The following is a 23594-nucleotide window of genomic DNA, read 5'->3' as shown; positions in this document are numbered from 1 at the left end:
ATTCATAAGTAATGAAATACGCAAAAAATATATTAGAAACTATTGGTAATACACCTTTAGTACAATTAAACAAAGTAACTGCTGAAGTTGATGCATTAGTGTTAGCTAAAGTAGAAACGTTTAATCCAGGTAATTCTGTAAAAGACAGAATGGCTGTAAAAATGATTGAAGATGCAGAAGCAGACGGTCGTTTAAAACCAGGAGGAACTATCATTGAAGGTACTTCAGGAAACACAGGTATGGGTTTAGCATTAGCCGCAATCGTAAAAGGTTACAAATGTATTTTTGTAATTTCTGATAAGCAATCTAAAGAAAAATCAGATATTCTTCGTGCAGTTGGAGCAAAAGTTATCGTTTGTCCAACAGATGTTGAACCAACAGATCCACGTTCTTATTATTCCGTATCTAAAAAATTAGGAGATGAAATTCCAAATTCTTGGTACGTAAATCAATACGATAATCCAAGTAACGCTATTGCGCATTACGAACAAACTGGTCCAGAAATTTGGGAACAAACCGAAGGGAAAATTACGCATTTTGTAGTTGGAGTTGGAACAGGAGGAACGATTTCTGGAGTTGCTAAATATTTAAAAGAAAAAAATCCAAACATTAAAATTTGGGGAATTGATACCTATGGTTCGGTTTTCAAAAAATACCACGAAACTGGAATTTTCGATGAGAACGAAATCTATTCGTATATCACTGAAGGAATTGGTGAAGATATTTTACCTAAAAACGTTGATTTTTCATTAATCGATGGTTTTACAAAAGTTACGGATAAAGATGCAGCTGTTTATACAAGAAAAATTGCTTTAGAAGAAGGAATTTTTGTTGGAAACTCTGCTGGAGCCGCTGTAAAGGGTTTATTGCAGTTAAAAGAACACTTTAGCCCAGAAGATGTAGTTGTGGTCTTATTTCACGATTCTGGAAGCCGTTATGTTGGAAAAATGTTTAACGATGATTGGATGCGCGAAAGAGGTTTCTTAGAAGAAGAAATTACAAAAGCAGAAGATTTAATCAAAGAACATATCGACAAACCATTAGTAATTGTTCGTACAGAAGAATTAGTTTCACATGCTATCGAAAGAATGAGAAAATATAAAATCTCACAAATTCCAGTAGTTGATGTAAATGGATTTGTAGGTTCGGTTGATGAATCGGATTTATTCCAAAGTTTCATTTCAGATAAAAACACAGCAGAAAGACCAATTCGTGAAGTTATGGGAAAACCATTTCCAATCGTAAAAATTGGAACTCCAGTAGAAGATGTTTCTAAACTAATCACTAAAGATAACCAAGCGGTTTTAGTCGATTTAGGAAATGGAAAACATCACATTATTACTAAATATGATATTATTGGTTCAATAAAATAATTTTAAAAAGGACGTTCAATTTGAACGTCCTTTTTTTATTCTCCTTGTAAAACGCCTGATACATTCCAAGAGCTAAAACTTCCACCTTCATTTGGTCCTTGTGGGATTTTTACTTGTATTGTATGTGTTCCTGCTTTTAAATTTCCTAATTCAATATAAATCGGATTCGTTGCTGTTCCTGGGCACCAATTTGAACGACTCAAATCGGATGAAGATAATCCATCATTAAAATTTCCTGATGCTGGGTTAAACAATCGGTAACCACCACAATCTTGTCGCCATGGAATAAACGAAAATACTTCTTTTCCGTTTAAAACTATAGTGTTTCTTTTTGGTACAAATTCGTCTCCATTTTCCCAACCACCATGCCCAGTTGTAATATATCGCAATTGAGCATTTTTGATTTCTTTGTCTAAAGTAAAAGTAATTTCCAATCCTTTTTCATGATTGAACATCGTAGCATATTCTTGTCCCGCCATTTCCATTACGTTTGTCGTATTAAATAACGGAATAGAAACATTAGTTTTGTCTAAAGAACTTTCGCTTGGATTAATGGTGATATTCATCGAAATTTTGTGTCCGCCTTTGTCATAATTACCAATAAAAGTTCCTACATAAACGGTTTTTCCTGATAAATTATGTTTTAAATCGGTAATGTCCATTCTGTACGGAACAATTTCGTGCCAAGTTTTGCCTTTCAATTGAATGTAGTTGTATTGCTTAATTCCAAAAGGCGTAAAAAATCGCATCAATTCAATTATTGGAGAAAATTCTGGAGTTGCCACAACACCCTGATATTGCTTTCCATTTCCGTTTTCATAAATAGGTAGTGTTTTAGCGCCATTTTGCAAACCATCTAAAAACGATTGCTTTTTATCTTGCGGAATCATAAAAACCGAACCCGTTCTGTCATATGCATCACCATTGGATTGTTCGGCTAAATCTAAAAAGACTAAATCCCCTTTTTTAATTTCCGGAAAAGTAATTTTCTTTAAAATAATAGTTCCATTGGCAAATCGTAAAATACTATCGTTTGATTTTGAAGCGTCTGAAAAATTAATGATTTCATTTTCAAAAACTTTAATCGTAGTAAAACGACTTTTCCAAACCAAATCTTTATAAGTCAATCCATCTAAAATAGGGCTTTTTGTGGTGCTCTTTTGTAATTCTAAACTTGGACTAACCGATTTCATTTTCTCAATTTTAGTAGCCGAAATCACAAAATTACCATTGCGAACCATTTCCAAAACCAAGCCAATGTTTTGACCTAAAGTTGTTGGTGCTCCTTTAACTTGTAATTCATTCGTGTACCAAAGTTCAATAGTGTTCGAATTGATAATCGTTTTTGCTTTTTGACATTTATAACCTAAAATAGTTTTGGTTTCTACTAGAAATTCGAAGTTTTGTTTCGCTAAAGAAAGACTATCCACAGTTGTGACCGATTTCTCTTTTTTAAGTTGGGTAACTTGAACAATTTTATTGTCAGAACGATTGATTAACGTTTGTTCGAAAGGAAATTCCGCTTTTCCAGAATTCATTTTTTCAGTAGTTACTAAAGTTTCTGTTGGATTCGTGAAAACAAATATTGCATCTTGATTTTCGATTAGCTTCCCATTTGAACTTCTGCTGTAAGTAATTTTGAATCCTTTTGGTGGTTTTACGCCAGTTTGAGATTGCGCAAACGTAAAAAGGCTTAGTAATGTGATGGTTATAAATTTTTTCATAAAAATGGAGTTGTTCAGCAAATATAATTTTTTATCTTTGTTTTTCAATTATATACGCCATACAGAATGAAAGAAGATTTTTTGCACCACGTGTGGCAATTCAAGAAATTTGATATTGCCAATTTAAAAACTACAAAAGGTGAATCGATTCAGATTCTCAATTCAGGTCAATATTTACAACTTGCTGGACCTGATTTTTTCAATGCGCAAATTATTATCGAAAATCAAAAATGGGCTGGAAATGTAGAAATACATCTCAAGTCATCAGATTGGTATGTGCATAATCACGAAAAAGATTCGAATTATGATTCGGTGATTTTACATGTTGTTTGGGAACATGATGTGCCGATTTTCAGAAAAGATAATTCAGAAATTCCAACATTAGAGCTTAAGGAATATGTTGCTTTATCTGATTTACATAAATATCAATCGTTAGTCAGTCAAAAATCTTGGATTTATTGCGAAAATGAACTGCAGAATGTAGATCAATTTGTTTTCAAGAATTGGCAAGAACGTTTGTTTTTTGAACGTTTGGAAAGAAAAGCTAATTTGATTTTTGGATTACTAGAAACATCCAATCACGATTGGGAAGCGGTTTTATTTTGTCTTTTGGTTAAGAATTTTGGATTGAATACGAATGGCGAAATGTTTTATAAAATCGCTAAATCTATTCCTTTTTCGGTTGTTCGAAAAGAATCTTTTTCTCTAGAATCATTAGAATCCTTGTTGCTAGGTCAAGCGAATTTACTTTCTCATGATTTTCAAGATAGTTATGCTAGAGAATTACAAAAATCTTATCATTACTTAGTTCAGAAACATCAACTGCGTGAAAAAGTTGTTGGCTCTTTAGAATTTTTCAAACATCGTCCCGATAATTTTCCTACTGTTCGATTGGTGCAATTGGCTAGTTTGTATTTTCATCAAAAGAATCTATTTTCTTTGGTGATGAATTGTAGTTCTATAAATGAATTGTATCAAGTTTTTAATGTTGGTGTTAGCCAATATTGGGAAACTCATTACAATTTTGATAGAGAAAGTTCGAAAAAGATGAAAAAACTTTCAAAATCTTTTGTTGATTTATTGGTAGTAAATACAATTATTCCATTACAATTTGCTTATGCGAGAAGTCGACAAAAAGAAATTACCCAAGATTTGATTGATTTAGCCAATTCAATTCCATCAGAGAAAAATGTTATTATTGATAAATTTAAGACTTTTGGTATTGCATCTGAAAATGTATATGAATCACAAGCTTTATTGCAATTAAAAAAGGAGTATTGCGATTTAAAAAAATGTTTAGATTGTGCTGTAGGGCATTTCATACTTAAAAAATAATCGTATTTTTGAAAAAATAAATAAAAAATGGTTCAGAACTTGTTACATTTTTTTGAAAAGCACGGATTTTTCGTAGCAACTCGTTTAGCCGACCGATTGGGGATGCGAGCAACTAATGTGCGTTTGTTTTTTATTTACATATCTTTCATAACTGTAGGCTTAGGGTTTGGGTTGTATCTCACTTTAGCATTCCTTTTAAAGCTAAAAGATATGATAAAAACAAAAAGAAGTTCAGTTTTTGACTTATAAAATTTCATTAAGTGTAAGTTTTATTTGAATTTTAGATAGTTTTCTTATCTTTGAAAAATTAACAACCAATAAAATTATATGACTGCAAAAGTAGAATCGTGGGGATCACGAGTTGGACTTATTTTAGCCATGGCAGGAAACGCCGTAGGACTAGGTAACTTTTTAAGGTTTCCTGTTCAGGCAGTTCAAAATGGTGGTGGAGCTTTTATTGTTCCTTATTTAGTGTGTTTTTTATTAATGGGAATTCCGTTGCTATTCGTAGAATGGAGTATGGGAAGATTCGGTGGAAAATACGGTCATCACAGTACACCATTTATTTTAGATAGTATGGATAAAAGAAAATTTTGGAAATACATTGGTGTTTTCGGAATTTTTACAAACTTAGCCGTTGCTGCTTACTATTGTTATTTAGAATCATGGACTTTAAGCTGGGTTTGGCATAGTATTTCAAGAACTTTTGCTGGACAATCTCAGGATGAAGTAGCTGGATTTTTCAATAGCTATGTAGGTTTAGAAATGCCATTTGAAACAATTTTCTTTTGGTTAGTGTGTTTGCTTTTAAATACTTGGATTTTATCTAAAGGGTTAAGTGGTGGTGTTGAGAAAGTCGCTAAAATAGGAATGCCATTATTAATTGTTTTTGGTGTTTTCTTAGCAATTATGGCTTTTAATGTTGAGGCTGGAGTTGCTGGGGCAATCAATGATGCTTCTGTTGGACTGAATTTCTTGTGGACACCTGATTTTTCTACGATATGGTCTCCAAAAGTATGGTTAGCTGCAGCAGGACAAATTTTCTTTACGCTTTCGGTAGGTATGGGTTCAATTCAGTGTTATGCTTCTTATGTTAAAAAGAATGACGATATTGCCTTGAATGCTATGAGTGCTGGATGGATGAATGAGTTTGTTGAAGTTGTTTTAGGAGCTGCAATTATTATCCCAATTTCTGTTGGATATTTAGGAGTAGATAAAGTTTTAGAAATGACCCAAACAGGAGGTTTAGGGTTAGGATTTAAAACATTACCATTCTTATTTGAACAATGGGGAACAGTTTTAGCAATATTATGTGGTGTTTGTTGGTTTGGTTTGTTGTTTTTCGCTGGAGTTACTTCTTCTTTAGCAATGGGAACTCCAGTTATGGGATTCCTAAAAGATGAATTTGGTTGGAAACATAAAAATGCAGCTTGGGCATTTGGAGGATTAGTATTTATTCTAGGACTTCCAACAGTATTATTTTTCAATTACGGAGTTTTTGACGAATACGATTACTGGGCAGGAACTTTCTCGTTAGTAGTTTTTGCTTTCTTTGAAATTATACTTTTCGCATGGATTTTTGGTATGGATAAAGGTTGGAAAGAAATTACAACAGGTGCAGATATTAAAGTTCCTAGTGTATATAAATTTATTATTAAATATGTTACACCATTATTTTTAGGTGTTGTCTTTTTCTCAAGCTTACCTGGAGTATGGGATAAAATAACGAATAAAGATATTTATCAAAAAATTGCAATTACAACAGATCCTAAAGAATTAGAATTATTAAATGAAACAATTTTATTTGTAAACGCTTCAAGATTGCTATTACTTTTAGTATTCTTAGGAATTTCATACTTAGTATTTGTGGCTTATAAAAAACGTAAAAAAGAAGGGAGAATATAATCATGAAAACAGAAGCTTTAATTACAATGCTTACAGCAGTTGGAACAGTAACGGCTGTTACGGGATATTTTTTCTACTTGGTTTTAAGTACACCTCCAAAACAAGAACCAGATTCTTATGAGGAAAACGATGAAGAATTAGTTAGAAAAAACGATTAATATTTACATAAATGAATAAGATTAAATCCTACTTCCTGTTTTCTAGAGAACACAGAAGTGGGATTTTTTTGTTGTTTGCAATTATTATTTTAGTTCAATTATCTTATATCTTTTTTGGCGATTACTTTATAACAAAGAATAATACTACTGAGGATAAAGCTTGGTTGTTGGTTCAAAATGAAATTGATAGTTTAAAAAGTATTCAATCAACAAAAAAAGATACGATTTATCCATTTAATCCAAATTATATAACCGATTTCAAAGGCTATAAGCTAGGAATGACAATTCAAGAAATTGATCGTTTACATGCGTTTCGAAAACAAGGGAAGTTTGTAAATTCTGTAGAAGAGTTTCAACAAGTTACTAAAGTTTCAAATGCTTTTCTATCGAAGATTAGTCCATACTTCAAATTTCCAGATTGGGTCAAAAATAAGGGAACTGCTACTTCGGAAAAATTCCATAAGTTTTTACCAAAGGAAAAGGAAAAAATTATTCAAAAAGACATAAACGTTGCAACGAGAGAAGATTTAATTGCAGTATACGGAATTGGCGAAAAGTTGGCGGACAAAATTTTGCAAGAAAAAGAAAAGCTAGGCGGTTTTGTTAGCATGGAACAATTTCAGTTTATGTGGGGAATTAGCCCAGAAGCAATTTCAGATTTAGAAAAAAGATTTACCATAAAAAGTCAAATCGGAATCAAGAAAATTGCAATAAATGATTTGTCTCAAAAAGAATTAGCAAAATTTCCTTATTTCAATTATGCTTTGGCAAAGGAAATTGTGATTTACAGAACGATGAATAGTGGAATTAAAAATATTGACGATTTAACAAAAATTAAGGGAATGCCTAACGAAAAAATAAAAATAATCGCCTTATATTTGGAATTCTAAAAAAATACCCTAAAAAACACACCAAAAAACAATAATACCTTAATATGAATTCATTATATTTTACAGAAGAACACGAATTATTCAGACAAAGTTTTAGAGATTTTTTACATAAAGAAGTGGTTCCCCACATTGAAAAATGGGAAAAAACAGGAACAATTGAACGCTTCATTTGGAAAAAGTTTGGAGATATGGGCTTTTTCGGATTAAACTACCCGGAAGCGTATGGTGGAATGAATTTAGATTTGTTTTATACAGTTGTGTTTCTAGAAGAGCTTCAAAAAGTTAAATCTTCTGGTTTTGCTGCAGCTATGTGGGCACATGCTTATTTAGCAATGACGCACTTAAATGCAGAAGGTGATGAAAGAATCAAACAAGAGTATTTAGCACCAAGTATTGCTGGAGAAAAAATAGGCGCTTTGTGTGTTACGGAACCTTTTGGAGGAAGTGATGTTGCAGGAATGAGAACAACTGCTGTAAGAAAAGGAGATAAATTTGTTATCAATGGTTCTAAAACTTTTATTACGAACGGTGTATATGCAGATTACTATGTGGTGGCTGCAAAAACAAATCCAGAACTTGGAAATAAAGGAATTAGTATATTTTTAGTTGATACGGCTACAAAAGGTATATCGGCTACAAAATTAGATAAATTAGGTTGGAGAGCTTCAGATACTGCTGAAATTGCATTTGATAATGTTGAAATTCCATTAGAAAATTTAATGGGTGAAGAAGGCAAAGGTTTTCCATACATCATGCAACATTTTGCTTTTGAACGTTTAATTATGGCAATAAATGCACATGCTAGAGCGGAATATGCACTTGAGTATACTATAGAATATATGTCGCAAAGAGAAGCTTTTGGAAGTACAATCAACAAGTTTCAAGCCTTGAGACATACCATGGTAGAACATGCAACAGAAGTAGAACATTGTAAATTGTTTAATTATGCTGCTGTAGCTCGTTTAGATAAAGGAGAATATGTAGTTAAAGAAGCTACCATGGCAAAATTAAAATCAACTAAAGTAGCAGATTTAGCAATCTATGATTGTTTGCAAATGTTGGGTGGTTATGGTTATATGGAAGAATATCCTTTGGCGCGTTTATTAAGAGATAGTCGTTTAGGGCCAATTGGTGGAGGAACTTCTGAAATTTTAAAGGAGATTTTATCAAAAATGATAATTGATAATCAGAATTATAAACCTGCAGTTAAATAATTTTAATTTATAATTTTTAATTCGGAATTATTTTCTACATTTGCACCCTTAACGAGAGGAGGTGTCTATATTATGTTAATTATACCAATTAAAGACGGAGAAAATATCGATAGAGCATTAAAGCGCTATAAAAGAAAATTTGATAAAACAGGAACTGTTCGTCAGTTACGCGCACGTCAAGCTTTCATTAAACCATCTGTTGTAAACAGAGCTAAGATCCAAAAAGCATCTTACATTCAAGGATTAAGAGACTCATTAGAGAGTTAATTTTTTTGAATAAACTATACTAACCGCTAACTAATAAAGTGTAACTTTGTTGTTAGCGGTTTTTTTATGTCTACAAATCTACAAGCATATCAGGATTATTTGGTTAAAGAGAAAAACTATTCTCCTTTAACGGTTCGTGCTTATTTAGATGATATCAAATCTTTTCAAGAATATCTTCTAGGTCAATCTGTAAATCTTGAGGAAGTTATTTACCCACATGTTAGAAATTGGATTGTAACTTTGGTAGAACAGAACATTTCAACTACTTCGGTCAATCGTAAAATATCAGCTTTAAAATCGTATTACAAATTTTTGTTGAAGGTGAAGCAAATTTCGATTAATCCATTATTGAAACATAAATCCCTAAAAACAGCGAAGAAAGTTCAAATTCCTTTTTCCGAAAAAGAGTTACAAGATGTTTTTTCTGAAAATGAATATGCAAATGACTTTGAAGGTATCCGAAATCAATTTGTAATAGAGCTTTTTTATACAACTGGGATTCGTAGAGCAGAGTTGATTAACTTAAAAATGAATAGTGTAAACGAAATTCAAAAAACAATAAAAGTTATAGGTAAACGAAATAAAGAGCGAATTATTCCAATGTTAGATTGTACAGTAAATTTGTATAAAATATACAAGGAGCAACGAAATCATTTAGAGGTAATTAAAGAGAAAGAGATGTTAATTTTATCTAAAACCGGAAATAAAGTAAGTGAATCGTTTGTTTATCGTTTAATAAATGATTACTTTAGTACAGTCTCGAAAAAAGAAAAGAAGAGTCCCCACGTTCTTAGGCATTCCTTTGCAACACATTTGTTGAATAATGGAGCCGATTTAAATTCCGTAAAAGAGTTATTAGGTCATGCTAGTTTGTCATCTACTCAGATATATACGCACAGCAGTTTGGCTGAATTAAAAAAAGTGTATCAAGAAGCGCATCCTAGAAATAAGAAATAACTCGATTGTATAACCATTTTAATTAACAGAATTATGAAAGTTAATGTGCAAGCAGTAAATTTTAATGTAGACAGAAAATTGGTAGATTTCATTCAAGAGCGAATGGATAAATTGGAAAAATATTATGATAAAATAGTTTCGGCTGAAGTTTTTTTGAGACTTGAAAACACGAGTGATAAAGAAAATAAAACAGTAGAGATAAAAATTAACGTTCCTGGAGACGATTTTGTAGTTAAAAAAACGGCAAAAAGTTTTGAAGAGGGAGTAGATTTGTCGGTTGATTCTTTAGAGCGAGTGATCTTAAAAAGAAAAGAAAAATTAAGAGCCCATTCATAAAAAGAAAAAAAACATAAAAAATGTTTTGATTCAAAAATAAATTATATACATTTGCAGTCCGTTAGAAATAGCGGACTTTTTATATTCAATACGCCGATGTAGCTCAGCTGGCTAGAGCAGCTGATTTGTAATCAGCAGGTCGTGGGTTCGAGTCCCTCTATCGGCTCAAAGTTTTAAGTAACTGAATGTAAAAGGTTTGGGGAGATACTCAAGCGGCCAACGAGGGCGGACTGTAAATCCGCTGACTACGTCTTCGCAGGTTCGAATCCTGCTCTCCCCACGAGATTTTGAATTTAGAGAGAAGGATTTGGTTTTCTGAATTCTGATGGCTAACTTCTGAATACACAAAAGCCGGTGTAGCTCAGGGGTAGAGTGCTTCCTTGGTAAGGAAGAGGTCACGGGTTCAATTCCCGTCATTGGCTCTTAAAAAAGTTTATTTTTTGAACACTAATATATAACTAAGATTAAATTATTAAATCATGGCAAAAGAAACCTTTGATCGTTCGAAGCCCCATTTAAATATTGGAACTATCGGACACGTTGACCACGGTAAAACTACGTTAACAGCTGCAATTACTAAAGTATTAGCTGATGCTGGTTTATCAGAAGCAAAATCATTTGATCAAATTGATAATGCTCCAGAAGAAAAAGAAAGAGGTATTACAATTAATACATCTCACGTAGAATATTCTACAGCTAACCGTCACTACGCTCACGTTGACTGTCCAGGTCACGCGGATTACGTAAAGAACATGGTTACAGGTGCTGCTCAAATGGACGGTGCTATCTTAGTAGTTGCTGCTACAGATGGTCCTATGCCACAAACAAGAGAGCACATCCTTTTAGGTCGTCAAGTAGGTGTGCCTAGAATGGTTGTATTCATGAACAAAGTGGATATGGTTGATGATGCTGAATTATTAGAATTAGTAGAAATGGAAATTAGAGATTTATTATCTTTCTATCAATATGATGGTGATAATGGTCCAGTTATCCAAGGTTCTGCTTTAGGTGGATTGAATGGTGATCCAAAATGGGTTGCTACTATCATGGAATTAATGGAAGCTGTTGACAACTGGATTGAATTACCAGTTCGTGACGTTGAAAAACCTTTCTTAATGCCAGTTGAAGACGTATTTACAATTACTGGTCGTGGAACTGTAGCTACAGGTCGTATCGAAACAGGAGTTGCTAATACAGGTGATGCTGTTGAAATCATTGGTATGGGAGCTGATAAATTAACTTCTACTATTACAGGAGTTGAGATGTTCCGTAAAATCCTTGATAGAGGTGAAGCTGGAGATAACGTAGGTTTATTATTAAGAGGTATCGCTAAAGAAGATATCAAAAGAGGAATGGTAATTGTTAAGCCAGGATCTGTTAAACCACACGCTCACTTCAAAGCTGAGGTGTATATTTTGAAAAAAGAAGAAGGTGGACGTCACACTCCATTCCACAATAACTACCGTCCACAGTTCTACGTACGTACAACTGACGTAACGGGTACTATTTCTTTACCAGCTGGTGTAGAGATGGTTATGCCTGGTGATAACTTAACAATTGATGTTACTTTGTTAAGCCCTATCGCTTTATCAGTAGGTTTACGTTTTGCTATCCGTGAGGGTGGTAGAACAGTAGGTGCTGGTCAGGTTACTGAAATTTTAGACTAATTATAAGTCGATAATAATTAAAACCAGCAGTTCGCTGCTGGTTTTTTTAACAAACGGGCGTAGTACAAGGGCTAGTATAGTGGTCTCCAAAACCATTGATGGGGGTTCGAATCCCTCCGCCCGTGCAAATAAAGATTAAAATGACAAAAGTAGTTAATTACATATCTGAAGCATTTCATGAATTGAAAACGAATGTTACTTGGCCAGTTTGGGCAGATGTACAACGTTTAACAATTATTGTAGCTGTATTTTCAATTGTTTTCGCTCTATTAACTTGGGGTGTTGATGAATTATTTGTAAAAGCACTTGAAGGTTTTTTTAACATTTTAAAATAGTACTTACAGTATGGCTGATAATAATGTTAATAAGTGGTATGTAGTAAGAGCTGTAAGTGGTCAGGAAAACAAAGTTAAAGCTTACATTGAAACAGAAACAGCTAGATTAGGTATGGCTGATTATATTTCTCAGGTTCTTGTTCCTACTGAAAAAGTAGTTCAAGTTAAAGATGGGAAAAAAATAGCTAAGGATAAAGTATACTTTCCTGGTTATATTATGATCGAAGCTAACTTAACTGGTGAAATTCCTCATATCATCAAATCGATTCCAGGAGTTATCGGTTTTTTAGGTGAAACTAAAGGTGGTGATGCTGTGCCATTAAGACAATCTGAAGTAAACAGAATGTTAGGTAAAGTAGATGAATTATCTGTCACAGTGGATAATGTCTCAATACCTTATACTATTGGAGAAACGGTTAAGGTGGTAGATGGTCCTTTCAATGGTTTCAATGGAACAATTGAAAAAGTGAATGAAGAAAAGCGTAAACTTGAAGTTATGGTTAAGATTTTCGGAAGAAAAACACCATTAGAATTGAGTTTTATGCAAGTTGAAAAAGTATAATTTTCGTTACATATATAAATCACATCAATCGCTTCCAATTGATAGATGTGCTAAATTTTTTTAAAAATGGCAAAAGAAGTTAGTAAAGTAGTTAAACTACAAGTTAAGGGAGGTGCAGCGAATCCATCGCCACCGGTTGGACCTGCTTTGGGGGCTGCTGGGGTTAACATCATGGAGTTCTGTAAGCAGTTCAATGCTAGAACACAAGATAAACCTGGCAAAGTTTTACCAGTACAAATTACTGTGTATAAAGACAAGTCTTTTGACTTTGTTGTTAAAACGCCACCTGCTGCAATTCAGTTATTAGAAGCAGCAAAATTAAAGTCTGGTTCAGGGCAACCTAACCGTAAAAAAGTAGCTAACGTTACTTGGGATCAAATTAGAACTATTGCTGAAGACAAAATGGCAGACTTAAACGCTTTCGAAATCGAAAAAGCGATGAGTATGATTGCTGGAACAGCTAGATCTATGGGTATAACAGTAACAGGGAATGCTCCTTTTTAATCTCTAAAAAGAATTAGACAATGGCAAAATTGACAAAAAAGCAAAAAGAGGCTGCAGCAAAAATTGAAAAGAACAAACTTTATAGTTTAAAAGATGCTTCTGCATTAATTAAACAAGTTGCTTCTGCAAAATTTGATGAGTCTGTTGATATCGCAGTGAAATTAGGGGTAGATCCTAGAAAAGCGAATCAAATGGTAAGAGGGGTTGTAACATTACCTCACGGAACTGGTAAAGATGTAAGAGTTTTAGCTCTTGTTACTCCAGATAAAGAAGCGGAAGCTAAAGCTGCTGGTGCAGACCACGTAGGTTTAGATGACTACCTTCAAAAAATCAAAGATGGTTGGACTGATATTGATGTAATCATCACTATGCCAGCTGTTATGGGTAAATTAGGTCCATTAGGACGTGTTTTAGGACCAAGAGGTTTAATGCCTAACCCTAAAACAGGAACTGTAACTATGGATGTTGCTAAAGCTGTTGCAGAAGTAAAAGCTGGTAAAATCGATTTCAAAGTTGATAAAACTGGTATCGTTCATGCAGGAATAGGTAGAGTATCTTTTGATGCTGATAAAATCTATGACAACGCACACGAAATCGTTCAAACATTAATCAAATTAAAACCAACTGCAGCTAAAGGTACATATATTAAGTCTATTCACTTATCTTGTACAATGAGTCCTGCTATTGCTTTAGATCCTAAAGCAGTATAATTGGTAGTTAAAAATTTTTAGTATGACTAGAGAAGAAAAATCAATCGCGATTAAAGATTTAACTGCACAGTTAGCGGATGTTAATGTTATCTATTTAGCAGACATTTCAGGACTTGATGCAGATACTACTTCAAATTTAAGAAGAGCTTGTTTCAAAGCAGGTATTAAATTAGAAGTTGTGAAGAATACATTACTTGAAAAAGCAATGGAAGCTTCTGATAGTGACTTTGGTGATTTATCTACAGTTCTTAAAGGAAATACTTCTATGTTTATTGCTGATACAGCTAATGGTCCAGCAAAAATCATTAAAGAATTCCGTAAGAAAGGTGAAAAACCACTTTTTAAAGGAGCTTACATTAACCAAGAAATTTACATCGGTGACAACTTGTTAGACAGCTTAGTAGCTATTAAATCTAAAGAAGAAGTTATTGGAGAAATCATTGGATTATTACAATCTCCTGCTCAAAGAGTTATTGCAGCTCTTAAAAATCAACCTAACAAGGAAGAAGGAGCAGAATAATAAGTACGCACAAATAAATTATATTTTTTACAAAACATTTTAAACGATAGAAAAAATGGCAGATTTGAAACAATTCGCAGAACAATTAGTTAACTTAACAGTTAAAGAAGTTAACGAATTAGCAACAATATTAAAAGATGAGTATGGTATCGAGCCTGCTGCTGCAGCTGTTGTAGTTGCTGCTGGTGGTGGAGATGCTGGAGCTGCTGCTGAGCAAACAGAATTTACAGTAGTATTAAAAGAGGCTGGAGCTTCTAAATTAGGAGTTGTTAAAGCGGTTAAAGAATTAACTGGTTTAGGTCTTAAAGAAGCAAAAGATTTAGTTGATGCTGCACCAACAAATGTAAAAGAAGGTGTTTCTAAAGATGAGGCTGAAGGTCTTAAGAAAGCTTTAGAAGAAGCAGGAGCTGTAGTTGAGTTAAAATAATTTTTACTCATAATAAAGCTAGGTTTAGGTCTTGAGAGTGTTCTCAAAGACCTAAACCATTTTGCGTATATTAAATTATTGTATTTTTTATGCGTTAAAAAGTAGACAATAACGAAGAAAAAAATTAAACTATCTTTCCTGGTTTATTTTAAAGATGTATTGTTTATTAAAAAGGAAGTATTATTAAAACAGTGTATTTACACAAAAATTACTTTTTTTAAATCAAAATTTTATCCATTGATGATTGCTAATCAGACTGAAAGATTAAATTTTGCTTCAACAAAAAACATTCCACAATATCCGGATTTTCTAGATATTCAAGTGAAATCGTTTAAAGATTTTTTTCAATTAGAAACTAAATCTGACGAAAGAGGCAACGAAGGGCTGTATAATACCTTCATGGAAAATTTCCCAATTACGGACACGAGAAATCAGTTCGTATTAGAATTCCTAGATTATTTTATTGATCCACCTAGATATACCATCGAAGAGTGTATTGATAGAGGCTTAACTTATAGTGTGCCTCTTAAAGCTAGATTAAAATTATATTGTACTGACCCTGAACACGAAGATTTTGAAACAATCGTTCAAGATGTGTATTTAGGAACAATACCATATATGACTCCTAGTGGTACATTCGTAATTAATGGTGCTGAGCGTGTAGTTGTATCGCAATTACATAGATCTCCAGGTGTATTCTTTGGACAGTCTTTCCATGCAAATGGAACTAAATTATATTCTGCCAGAATCATTCCTTTTAAAGGTTCTTGGATTGAATTCGCTACCGATATCAATAACGTAATGTATGCGTATATCGATAGAAAGAAAAAATTACCTGTAACTACTTTATTTAGAGCTATCGGATTTGAAAGAGATAAAGATATCTTGGAGATTTTCGACTTAGCAGAAGAAATTAAAGTTTCTAAAACCGGTATCAAGAAATATGCGGGAAGAAGACTTGCTGCACGTGTATTAAATACATGGCATGAAGACTTCGTTGATGAGGATACTGGTGAAGTAGTTTCTATTGAGCGTAACGAAATTATCTTAGATCGTGATACAATTCTTGATAAAGATAATATCGAAGAAATAATTGAAGCAGACGTAAAAACTATTCTTTTACATAAAGAGGATAACAACGCGGCTGATTACACAATTATTCACAATACGTTACAAAAAGACCCAACAAACTCTGAAAAAGAGGCTGTTGAACATATTTACAGACAATTACGTAACGCGGAACCGCCTGATGAGGAAACGGCTCGTGGTATTATAGATAAATTATTCTTCTCTGACCAACGTTATAACTTAGGTGAAGTAGGTCGTTACAGAATGAACAAAAAGTTAAACCTTGATATTCCTATGGAAAAACAAGTTTTAACGAAAGAAGATATTATTACAATCGTTAAATACTTGATTGAACTTATCAACTCTAAAGCAGAGATTGATGATATTGATCACTTATCAAACCGTCGTGTAAGAACAGTTGGTGAGCAATTATCTGCTCAATTCGGTGTAGGTTTAGCTCGTATGGCTAGAACTATCCGTGAGAGAATGAACGTTCGTGATAACGAGGTGTTTACACCTATCGATTTGATTAATGCTAAAACATTATCATCGGTAATTAACTCATTCTTTGGAACTAACCAGTTATCTCAGTTCATGGACCAAACGAATCCATTAGCAGAGATTACACACAAACGTCGTTTATCTGCCCTTGGACCTGGAGGTTTATCTAGAGAAAGAGCTGGTTTCGAGGTTCGTGACGTTCACTATACGCACTACGGAAGACTTTGTCCAATTGAAACACCAGAGGGACCAAACATTGGACTTATTTCATCTTTAGGAGTATATGCTAAAGTTAACGGAATGGGATTCATCGAAACACCTTACCGTAAAGTAACAAATGGTGTTGTAGATTTAGAGTCTACTCCAGTGTACCTAAGTGCAGAGGAAGAAGAAGGTAAAATGATTGCTCAAGCAAACATTGAAATGGATGCAAATGGTAAAATTACCGCTACGAATGTTATTGCGCGTGAAGAAGGAGATTTCCCAGTGGTTGCTCCAACTGCCGTTCATTATACAGACGTTGCTCCAAATCAAATTGCTTCGATTTCAGCTTCATTGATTCCTTTCTTAGAGCATGATGATGCGAACCGTGCGTTGATGGGATCTAACATGATGCGTCAGGCCGTTCCATTATTACGTCCTGAAGCTCCAATCGTAGGTACTGGTTTAGAAAGACAAGTTGCTTCTGATTCAAGAGTATTAATCAATGCGGAAGGAAACGGAACTGTTGAGTATGTAGATGCTGATATGATCACAATCAAATACGACAGAACTGAAGAAGAACGTATGGTTAGCTTTGATACAGATGAGAAGACATATCAATTAATCAAATATAGAAAAACCAACCAAAGTACTTGTATTAACCTTAAACCTATCGTGAGAAAAGGTGACAGAGTTTCTAAAGGACAAGTATTATGTGAAGGTTATGCTACTCAAAACGGAGAATTAGCAATCGGTAGAAACTTAAAAGTGGCGTTCATGCCATGGAAAGGTTACAACTTCGAGGATGCAATCGTAATTTCTGAAAAAGTAGTACGTGATGATATTTTTACATCATTACATATTGATGATTATACATTAGAAGTTCGTGATACTAAATTAGGTAACGAAGAATTAACTAATGATATTCCAAACGTTTCTGAAGAAGCTACTAAAGATTTAGATGAAAACGGTATGATTAGAATTGGTGCAGAGGTTAAACCTGGCGACATTCTAATCGGAAAAATTACACCAAAAGGAGAATCAGATCCTACTCCAGAAGAAAAACTTTTAAGAGCTATCTTCGGAGATAAAGCAGGTGATGTAAAAGATGCTTCATTAAAAGCGTCTCCATCTTTACATGGTGTGGTTTTAGATAAAAAATTATTTGCGAAAGCAGTAAAAGATAAGAGAAAACGTTCTAAAGATAAAGAAGACGTTGATAAATTAGAAGTTGAATTTGAAGTTAAGTATACTGACTTGAAAGACAAATTAATTGAAAAATTATTTGTTATTATCGATGGTAAAACTTCTCAAGGTGTAATGAACGATTTAGGTGAAGAAGTATTACCAAAAGGTAAAAAATTCACTAAAAAGATGTTACAAGGAGTAGAAGATTTTGCTCACTTAACTAAAGGTCAATGGACAACAGATGAGCATACCAATGCAATGGTGAACGACTTAATTCACAACTACAAAATCAAATTAAATGATTTACAAGGTTGGTTAAGAAGAGAGAAATTTACAATTACTGTTGGAGATGAATTACCTTCTGGAATTTTAAAACTTGCTAAAGTTTACATCGCTAAGAAACGTAAATTAAAAGTAGGAGATAAAATGGCAGGACGTCACGGTAACAAAGGTATTGTTGCTAAAATCGTTCGTCATGAAGATATGCCATTCTTAGAAGACGGAACACCAGTTGATATCGTATTGAATCCACTTGGGGTACCATCTCGTATGAACATCGGTCAGATTTATGAAACTGTTCTTGGTTGGGCTGGACAAAAATTGAACAAGAAATTTGCTACTCCAATTTTTGACGGTGCTACTTTAGATCAAATTAATGAATTTACAGACGAAGCTGGAATTCCAAGATTCGGTCATACGTATTTGTATGATGGAGGAACTGGAGAGCGTTTCCACCAACGTGCAACTGTGGGTGTAATTTACATGTTGAAATTAGGACACATGGTAGATGATAAAATGCACGCACGTTCTATTGGTCCATACTCGTTAATTACGCAACAACCATTAGGAGGTAAGGCTCAATTTGGAGGTCAGCGTTTTGGAGAGATGGAGGTTTGGGCACTTGAAGCATATGGTGCATCAAGTACTTTAAGAGAAATCTTGACTGTTAAATCGGATGACGTAATTGGTAGAGCTAAAACTTACGAAGCTATCGTAAAAGGTGAAACTATGCCAGAACCAGGATTACCAGAATCATTCAATGTATTAATGCATGAATTGAAAGGTCTTGGATTAGACATCAGATTAGAAGAATAAAAAAGAATGCAGTATTCAGTTTCGATTTTTTCGGAGCTGAATACTTTTTATAATTAAGTTTTTAAGGATTTATAACCGTAAACCGTTCCGATTTTTTATTTAAGCCTTTTGGTTTTTATAATTAGCACTTCAAAATTTTAGGTTTGAAGTTTAGAGAAGTAATCCGAGTCAACAGAAAAGTAGCATTGCTACAGCTGTTCAAAATCAATTTTTAATTGCAAAATAAATCAATAGTAAAAACTATGATGAATAATAGAAATAGTAAAGACAAGCAACAAATCAAAAGATTTAACAAAATCACGATAGGATTAGCTTCTCCAGAATCAATTTTAGGAGAATCTAGAGGTGAGGTTTTAAAACCAGAAACTATCAACTATCGTACTCACAAACCAGAAAGAGATGGTCTTTTCTGTGAACGTATTTTCGGTCCAGTAAAAGATTACGAGTGTGCTTGTGGAAAATATAAAAGAATTCGCTACAAAGGAATCGTTTGTGACCGATGTGGTGTTGAAGTAACAGAGAAAAAAGTACGTAGAGATAGAGTTGGACACATCAATCTTGTTGTGCCTATTGCTCATATCTGGTATTTCCGTTCGTTACCAAACAAAATTGGTTATATTTTAGGTTTACCATCTAAGAAATTAGATATGATTATTTACTACGAAAGATACGTAGTAATTCAAGCAGGTATCGCTAAAAACACTGATGGCGAATCATTACAAAGATTAGATTTCCTTACGGAAGAAGAGTATTTAAATATTTTAGATACACTTCCAATGGAAAATCAATATTTAGATGATAACGATCCTAATAAATTCATCGCTAAAATGGGTGCTGAATGTATTATGGATTTATTAGCTCGTACTGACTTAGATGAACTTTCTTATAGTTTACGTCATGCTGCTAATAACGAAACATCTAAACAACGTAAAACAGAAGCGTTAAAACGTTTAAATGTTGTAGAATCATTCCGTGAGTCTAACTTAAACAGAGAAAACCGTCCAGAATGGATGATTTTAAAAGTAATTCCAGTTATTCCACCAGAATTACGTCCGTTAGTGCCACTTGATGGAGGTCGTTTCGCAACTTCAGATTTAAATGATTTATACAGAAGAGTTATCATCCGTAACAACCGTTTAAAAAGATTAATGGAGATTAAAGCTCCAGAAGTTATCTTAAGAAACGAAAAACGTATGTTACAAGAATCTGTAGATTCATTATTTGATAACACACGTAAAGCTTCTGCAGTTAAAACAGAATCAAACAGACCATTAAAATCTTTATCAGATTCATTAAAAGGTAAACAAGGTCGTTTCCGTCAAAACTTATTAGGAAAACGTGTAGATTATTCTGCTCGTTCTGTAATTGTCGTTGGACCAGAAATGAAATTGTTCGAATGTGGTCTTCCAAAAGATATGGCTGCTGAACTATACAAACCATTCGTTATTCGTAAGTTAATCGAAAGAGGAATTGTTAAAACAGTTAAGTCGGCTAAGAAAATTATTGACAAAAAAGAGCCAGTTGTATGGGATATCCTTGAAAACGTAATTAAAGGTCACCCAGTATTACTAAACCGTGCTCCTACGTTACACAGATTGGGTATTCAAGCATTCCAACCTAAGTTAATTGAAGGAAAAGCAATCCAGTTACACCCATTAGTTTGTACGGCATTCAACGCCGATTTCGATGGTGACCAGATGGCGGTTCACTTACCATTAGGACCAGAAGCTATTTTAGAGGCACAATTATTAATGTTGGCTTCTCACAATATCTTGAATCCTGCAAATGGTGCCCCAATTACTGTACCTTCTCAAGACATGGTACTTGGTCTTTATTATATGACCAAAGAGCGTTTGTCTACTCCAGAAATGAAAATTTTAGGAGAAGGTTTAACTTTCTATTCTGCTGAAGAAGTAAATATTGCTTTGAATGAAGGAAAATTAGAATTAAATGCTAGAGTGAAAATTAGAGCAAGAGATTTTAATGAAGAAGGTGAATTAGTATATAAAATTATTCAAACTACAGCAGGTAGAGTATTATTTAACGAAGTAGTACCTGAAGCTGCAGGATATATTAATGAGGTATTAACTAAGAAATCACTTCGTGATATTATTGGTAAAATCTTAGCGGTTACTGACGTTCCTACAACAGCAGCTTTCTTGGATAACATGAAAGATATGGGGTATAAGTTCGCATTCCGTGGAGGATTATCTTTCTCATTAGGTGATATTAGAATTCCAGAACAAAAAACGCAGTTAATCGCTGATGCTCGTGAGCAAGTTGATGGAATTTCGATGAACTATAGTATGGGTCTTATTACTAATAACGAACGTTACAACCAAGTTATTGATATCTGGACTTCTGCTAATGCTCAATTAACAGAGTTGGCAATGAAAAATATCCGTGAAGACCAACAAGGTTTCAACTCGGTATATATGATGCTTGATTCTGGAGCAAGGGGTTCTAAAGAACAGATTCGTCAGTTAACTGGTATGCGTGGTTTGATGGCTAAGCCTAAAAAATCAACTGCTGGTGGTGGTGAAATTATTGAAAACCCGATTTTATCTAACTTTAAGGAAGGTCTTTCGATTCTTGAGTACTTTATTTCTACTCACGGTGCTCGTAAAGGTCTTGCGGATACGGCTCTTAAAACTGCCGATGCAGGTTACTTAACGCGTAGATTACATGATGTATCTCAAGATGTTATTGTAAACTCTGTTGATTGTGGTACGTTAAGAGGAATTGTAGTTTCTCCTTTAAAGAAAAATGAGGAAATCGTTGAATCATTAGGAGAAAGAATTTTAGGACGTGTAGCGTTACAAAATGTAATTAATCCTCTAGATAATGAAATTTTAGTTTATGCTGGAGAACAAATTACAGAAGCTGATGTTAAGAGAATTGAAGCATCTCCAATTGAAAAAGTAGAAGTACGTTCGCCATTAACATGTGAAGCTACAAAAGGTATTTGTGCGAAATGTTACGGTAGAAACTTAGCTACTGGTAAGATGACTCAGAAAGGTGAAGCAGTTGGAGTTATTGCAGCGCAATCAATTGGTGAGCCAGGTACACAGTTAACACTTCGTACGTTCCACGTTGGAGGGGTTGCTGGAGGTATTTCTGAAGAATCTAGTATTGTTGCTCGTTTTGCAGGTAAATTAGAAATTGAAGATTTAAAAACAGTTAAGGGTGAAGATTCTGAAGGAAATACTGTTGATATCGTAATTTCTCGTTCAACTGAGTTAAAATTAGTAGATGCTAAAACAGGTATTTTATTAAATACACACTATATTCCTTACGGTTCAAGTATTTTTGTTAAAGACGGAGACGTTGTTGAAAAAGGTACTACAATTTGTAAATGGGATCCATATAATGGAGTTATTGTTTCTGAATTTACAGGAAAAATTGCTTACGAAGATTTAGAACAAGGACAATCGTTCTTAGTTGAAATCGATGAGCAAACTGGTTTCCAAGAAAAAGTAATCTCTGAAGGTAGAAATAAAAAATTAGTTCCTACTTTATTAATTTATGGTAAAGATGGTGAATTGATTCGTTCTTATAACTTACCAGTAGGGGCTCACCTTATGGTAGATGACGGAGAAAAAATTAAAGCTGGTAAGATTTTAGTTAAGATTCCACGTCGTTCTTCAAAAGCAGGAGATATTACAGGAGGTTTACCAAGAATTACAGAGTTGTTAGAAGCTCGTAATCCTTCAAATCCTGCAGTAGTTTCTGAAATTGATGGAGTTGTAACATTCGGAAAAATTAAGAGAGGTAACCGAGAAATCGCTATCGAGTCTAAATTTGGTGAAGTGAAGAAATACTTAGTAAAACTTTCGAACCAAATCTTAGTTCAAGAAAATGATTACGTAAAAGCGGGAACTCCACTTTCAGACGGAGCAATTACACCAGAAGATATTTTAAGAATTCAAGGGCCATCTGCTGTTCAACAGTATTTAGTAAATGAAATTCAAGAAGTATACCGTTTACAAGGGGTAAAAATCAACGATAAACACTTTGAAGTGGTAATTCGTCAAATGATGCGTAAAGTAAGAATTGTAGATCCAGGAGATACATTATTCTTAGAAGATCAATTAGCACATACGAGAGATTTCCTTGTAGAAAACGATAAATTATACGGAATGAAAGTAGTGGAAGAAGCAGGTGATTCTGAGAATTTAAAACCAGGTCAAATTATTTCTCCACGTCAGTTAAGAGACGAAAATTCGTTATTAAAACGTAATGATAAAAACTTAGTAGTAGCTCGTGATGTTATTACGGCTACAGCTACTCCAGTACTTCAAGGTATTACGAGAGCATCGTTACAAACGAAATCATTCATTTCTGCTGCATCGTTCCAGGAAACAACTAAAGTGTTAAACGAAGCTGCAGTAGCAGGTAAAATTGATACATTAGAAGGATTAAAAGAAAATGTTATTGTAGGTCACAGAATACCAGCCGGTACAGGTATGAGAGACTACGACAATACAATAGTAGGTTCTAAAGAAGAATACAACGAACTAATGGCTGCTAAAGAAGAGTTCAACTATTAATAGCAACGATTATTCAAATACTAAAAACCTAACAGATTTTTCTGTTAGGTTTTTTTTTAATCGAAATTATACTTATTCTTGTATAAGATTATCAGAGATTACCTAAA

General features: G+C 33.7%; 20 protein-coding genes and 4 tRNA genes. 23 read left to right on the top strand and 1 reads right to left on the bottom strand.

Translation table 11 applies throughout. The annotated features are described in order from the left end of the window. Positions 1 to 11: 11 nt before the first annotated feature. Positions 12 to 1373: a pyridoxal-phosphate dependent enzyme gene (locus C8D80_RS11815; protein WP_133610653.1), complete on the top strand. Its 1362-nt coding sequence runs from the start codon at positions 12 to 14 to the stop codon at positions 1371 to 1373. Between the two features lie 35 nt (positions 1374 to 1408). Here the strand turns inward: C8D80_RS11815 and C8D80_RS11810 are convergent, their stop codons facing one another. Beyond that, the gene (locus C8D80_RS11810) at positions 1409 to 3097 is read right to left on the bottom strand and encodes a GLPGLI family protein (RefSeq protein WP_133610651.1); all 1689 of its coding nucleotides are present in this window, start codon (positions 3095 to 3097) and stop codon (positions 1409 to 1411) included. A gap of 66 nt (positions 3098 to 3163) precedes the next feature. On the opposite strand from C8D80_RS11810, the gene C8D80_RS11805 reads away from it, so the two are divergent. From C8D80_RS11805 to rpoC, 22 genes are all read left to right on the top strand, one after another. Beyond that, positions 3164 to 4432, top strand: a complete 1269-nt coding sequence (locus C8D80_RS11805; protein WP_133610649.1) for a DUF2851 family protein — start codon at positions 3164 to 3166, stop codon at positions 4430 to 4432. A gap of 27 nt (positions 4433 to 4459) precedes the next feature. Beyond that, on the top strand, positions 4460 to 4681 hold the full coding sequence (locus C8D80_RS12855) for a PspC domain-containing protein (RefSeq protein WP_111567651.1): 222 nt from the start codon (positions 4460 to 4462) through the stop codon (positions 4679 to 4681). Between the two features lie 78 nt (positions 4682 to 4759). Next, entirely contained in the window at positions 4760 to 6337 is a 1578-nt protein-coding gene (locus C8D80_RS11795) for a sodium-dependent transporter (protein ID WP_133610647.1), read from the top strand. A gap of 2 nt (positions 6338 to 6339) precedes the next feature. Next, a complete protein-coding gene (locus C8D80_RS12790; RefSeq protein ID WP_162845075.1) occupies positions 6340 to 6495 on the top strand; it encodes a hypothetical protein in 156 nt (51 codons plus the stop codon). Positions 6496 to 6506: 11 nt separating this feature from the next. Continuing rightward, positions 6507 to 7385: a ComEA family DNA-binding protein gene (locus C8D80_RS11790; protein ID WP_133610645.1), complete on the top strand. Its 879-nt coding sequence runs from the start codon at positions 6507 to 6509 to the stop codon at positions 7383 to 7385. A 44-nt stretch (positions 7386 to 7429) separates the two neighbouring features. Beyond that, a complete protein-coding gene (locus C8D80_RS11785; protein WP_133610643.1) occupies positions 7430 to 8599 on the top strand; it encodes an acyl-CoA dehydrogenase family protein in 1170 nt (389 codons plus the stop codon). Between the two features lie 72 nt (positions 8600 to 8671). Beyond that, positions 8672 to 8866 (top strand): 30S ribosomal protein S21, encoded by a 195-nt coding sequence (rpsU, locus tag C8D80_RS11780; protein ID WP_111567655.1) that lies wholly within the window; start codon positions 8672 to 8674, stop codon positions 8864 to 8866. 66 nt (positions 8867 to 8932) lie between these two features. Further along, positions 8933 to 9823, top strand: a complete 891-nt coding sequence (locus C8D80_RS11775) for a tyrosine-type recombinase/integrase (protein WP_133610641.1) — start codon at positions 8933 to 8935, stop codon at positions 9821 to 9823. Positions 9824 to 9856: 33 nt separating this feature from the next. Further along, positions 9857 to 10159 (top strand): ribosome hibernation-promoting factor, HPF/YfiA family, encoded by a 303-nt coding sequence (hpf, locus tag C8D80_RS11770; protein WP_111567657.1) that lies wholly within the window; start codon positions 9857 to 9859, stop codon positions 10157 to 10159. A 92-nt stretch (positions 10160 to 10251) separates the two neighbouring features. Then, positions 10252 to 10325, top strand: a tRNA-Thr gene (locus C8D80_RS11765). Positions 10326 to 10357: 32 nt separating this feature from the next. Beyond that, positions 10358 to 10439, top strand: a tRNA-Tyr gene (locus tag C8D80_RS11760). A gap of 70 nt (positions 10440 to 10509) precedes the next feature. After that, positions 10510 to 10581: transfer RNA gene (locus tag C8D80_RS11755), tRNA-Thr, on the top strand. Between the two features lie 57 nt (positions 10582 to 10638). After that, positions 10639 to 11826 carry an elongation factor Tu gene (tuf, locus tag C8D80_RS11750; RefSeq protein ID WP_133610639.1) on the top strand — a complete coding sequence of 396 codons (1188 nt, stop codon included), beginning with the start codon at positions 10639 to 10641 and terminating at the stop codon, positions 11824 to 11826. A 53-nt stretch (positions 11827 to 11879) separates the two neighbouring features. Next, positions 11880 to 11951, top strand: a tRNA-Trp gene (locus C8D80_RS11745). Positions 11952 to 11966: 15 nt separating this feature from the next. Further along, positions 11967 to 12161 carry a preprotein translocase subunit SecE gene (secE, locus tag C8D80_RS11740; RefSeq protein ID WP_133610637.1) on the top strand — a complete coding sequence of 65 codons (195 nt, stop codon included), beginning with the start codon at positions 11967 to 11969 and terminating at the stop codon, positions 12159 to 12161. 10 nt (positions 12162 to 12171) lie between these two features. Then, complete coding sequence (nusG, locus tag C8D80_RS11735; RefSeq protein ID WP_133610635.1) at positions 12172 to 12723, top strand: transcription termination/antitermination protein NusG; 552 nt, start codon at positions 12172 to 12174, stop codon at positions 12721 to 12723. Between the two features lie 66 nt (positions 12724 to 12789). Then, on the top strand, positions 12790 to 13227 hold the full coding sequence (gene rplK, locus C8D80_RS11730; protein WP_026724872.1) for a 50S ribosomal protein L11: 438 nt from the start codon (positions 12790 to 12792) through the stop codon (positions 13225 to 13227). A gap of 20 nt (positions 13228 to 13247) precedes the next feature. Further along, positions 13248 to 13937, top strand: coding sequence for a 50S ribosomal protein L1 (gene rplA / locus C8D80_RS11725; protein ID WP_133610633.1), 690 nt, complete (start codon positions 13248 to 13250; stop codon positions 13935 to 13937). Between the two features lie 22 nt (positions 13938 to 13959). Further along, positions 13960 to 14457, top strand: a complete 498-nt coding sequence (rplJ, locus tag C8D80_RS11720) for a 50S ribosomal protein L10 (RefSeq protein WP_008256591.1) — start codon at positions 13960 to 13962, stop codon at positions 14455 to 14457. A 55-nt stretch (positions 14458 to 14512) separates the two neighbouring features. Then, the gene (gene rplL / locus C8D80_RS11715) at positions 14513 to 14884 is read left to right on the top strand and encodes a 50S ribosomal protein L7/L12 (protein ID WP_008256592.1); all 372 of its coding nucleotides are present in this window, start codon (positions 14513 to 14515) and stop codon (positions 14882 to 14884) included. 240 nt (positions 14885 to 15124) lie between these two features. Continuing rightward, positions 15125 to 18937, top strand: a complete 3813-nt coding sequence (gene rpoB / locus C8D80_RS11710) for a DNA-directed RNA polymerase subunit beta (protein ID WP_133610631.1) — start codon at positions 15125 to 15127, stop codon at positions 18935 to 18937. A gap of 242 nt (positions 18938 to 19179) precedes the next feature. Then, complete coding sequence (gene rpoC, locus C8D80_RS11705; protein WP_133610629.1) at positions 19180 to 23487, top strand: DNA-directed RNA polymerase subunit beta'; 4308 nt, start codon at positions 19180 to 19182, stop codon at positions 23485 to 23487. Positions 23488 to 23594 lie beyond the last annotated feature (107 nt).

The sequence above is a fragment of the Flavobacterium cheniae genome (assembly GCF_004363695.1).
Classification (GTDB): Bacteria; Bacteroidota; Bacteroidia; order Flavobacteriales; family Flavobacteriaceae; genus Flavobacterium; species Flavobacterium cheniae.
Note: the sequence above shows the minus strand (reverse complement) of the source record. Positions and strands in the feature narration are given on the sequence as shown.

What these genes read in the sequence shown, in the direction of transcription:
- C8D80_RS11790 (WP_133610645.1), top strand. Translation starts at nt 6,507, where the DNA reads ATGAATAAGATTAAATCCTACTTCCTGTTTTCTAGAGAACACAGAAGT.
- C8D80_RS11805 (WP_133610649.1), top strand. Translation starts at nt 3,164, where the DNA reads ATGAAAGAAGATTTTTTGCACCACGTGTGGCAATTCAAGAAATTTGAT.
- secE (WP_133610637.1), top strand. Translation starts at nt 11,967, where the DNA reads ATGACAAAAGTAGTTAATTACATATCTGAAGCATTTCATGAATTGAAA.
- rplL (WP_008256592.1), top strand. Translation starts at nt 14,513, where the DNA reads ATGGCAGATTTGAAACAATTCGCAGAACAATTAGTTAACTTAACAGTT.
- tuf (WP_133610639.1), top strand. Translation starts at nt 10,639, where the DNA reads ATGGCAAAAGAAACCTTTGATCGTTCGAAGCCCCATTTAAATATTGGA.
- C8D80_RS12790 (WP_162845075.1), top strand. Translation starts at nt 6,340, where the DNA reads ATGAAAACAGAAGCTTTAATTACAATGCTTACAGCAGTTGGAACAGTA.
- C8D80_RS11810 (WP_133610651.1), bottom strand. Translation starts at nt 3,097, where the DNA reads ATGAAAAAATTTATAACCATCACATTACTAAGCCTTTTTACGTTTGCG.
- rpoB (WP_133610631.1), top strand. Translation starts at nt 15,125, where the DNA reads ATGATTGCTAATCAGACTGAAAGATTAAATTTTGCTTCAACAAAAAAC.
- rpoC (WP_133610629.1), top strand. Translation starts at nt 19,180, where the DNA reads ATGATGAATAATAGAAATAGTAAAGACAAGCAACAAATCAAAAGATTT.
- rpsU (WP_111567655.1), top strand. Translation starts at nt 8,672, where the DNA reads ATGTTAATTATACCAATTAAAGACGGAGAAAATATCGATAGAGCATTA.
- nusG (WP_133610635.1), top strand. Translation starts at nt 12,172, where the DNA reads ATGGCTGATAATAATGTTAATAAGTGGTATGTAGTAAGAGCTGTAAGT.
- C8D80_RS11785 (WP_133610643.1), top strand. Translation starts at nt 7,430, where the DNA reads ATGAATTCATTATATTTTACAGAAGAACACGAATTATTCAGACAAAGT.
- C8D80_RS12855 (WP_111567651.1), top strand. Translation starts at nt 4,460, where the DNA reads ATGGTTCAGAACTTGTTACATTTTTTTGAAAAGCACGGATTTTTCGTA.
- C8D80_RS11795 (WP_133610647.1), top strand. Translation starts at nt 4,760, where the DNA reads ATGACTGCAAAAGTAGAATCGTGGGGATCACGAGTTGGACTTATTTTA.
- C8D80_RS11775 (WP_133610641.1), top strand. Translation starts at nt 8,933, where the DNA reads ATGTCTACAAATCTACAAGCATATCAGGATTATTTGGTTAAAGAGAAA.
- rplK (WP_026724872.1), top strand. Translation starts at nt 12,790, where the DNA reads ATGGCAAAAGAAGTTAGTAAAGTAGTTAAACTACAAGTTAAGGGAGGT.
- C8D80_RS11815 (WP_133610653.1), top strand. Translation starts at nt 12, where the DNA reads ATGAAATACGCAAAAAATATATTAGAAACTATTGGTAATACACCTTTA.
- rplA (WP_133610633.1), top strand. Translation starts at nt 13,248, where the DNA reads ATGGCAAAATTGACAAAAAAGCAAAAAGAGGCTGCAGCAAAAATTGAA.
- rplJ (WP_008256591.1), top strand. Translation starts at nt 13,960, where the DNA reads ATGACTAGAGAAGAAAAATCAATCGCGATTAAAGATTTAACTGCACAG.
- hpf (WP_111567657.1), top strand. Translation starts at nt 9,857, where the DNA reads ATGAAAGTTAATGTGCAAGCAGTAAATTTTAATGTAGACAGAAAATTG.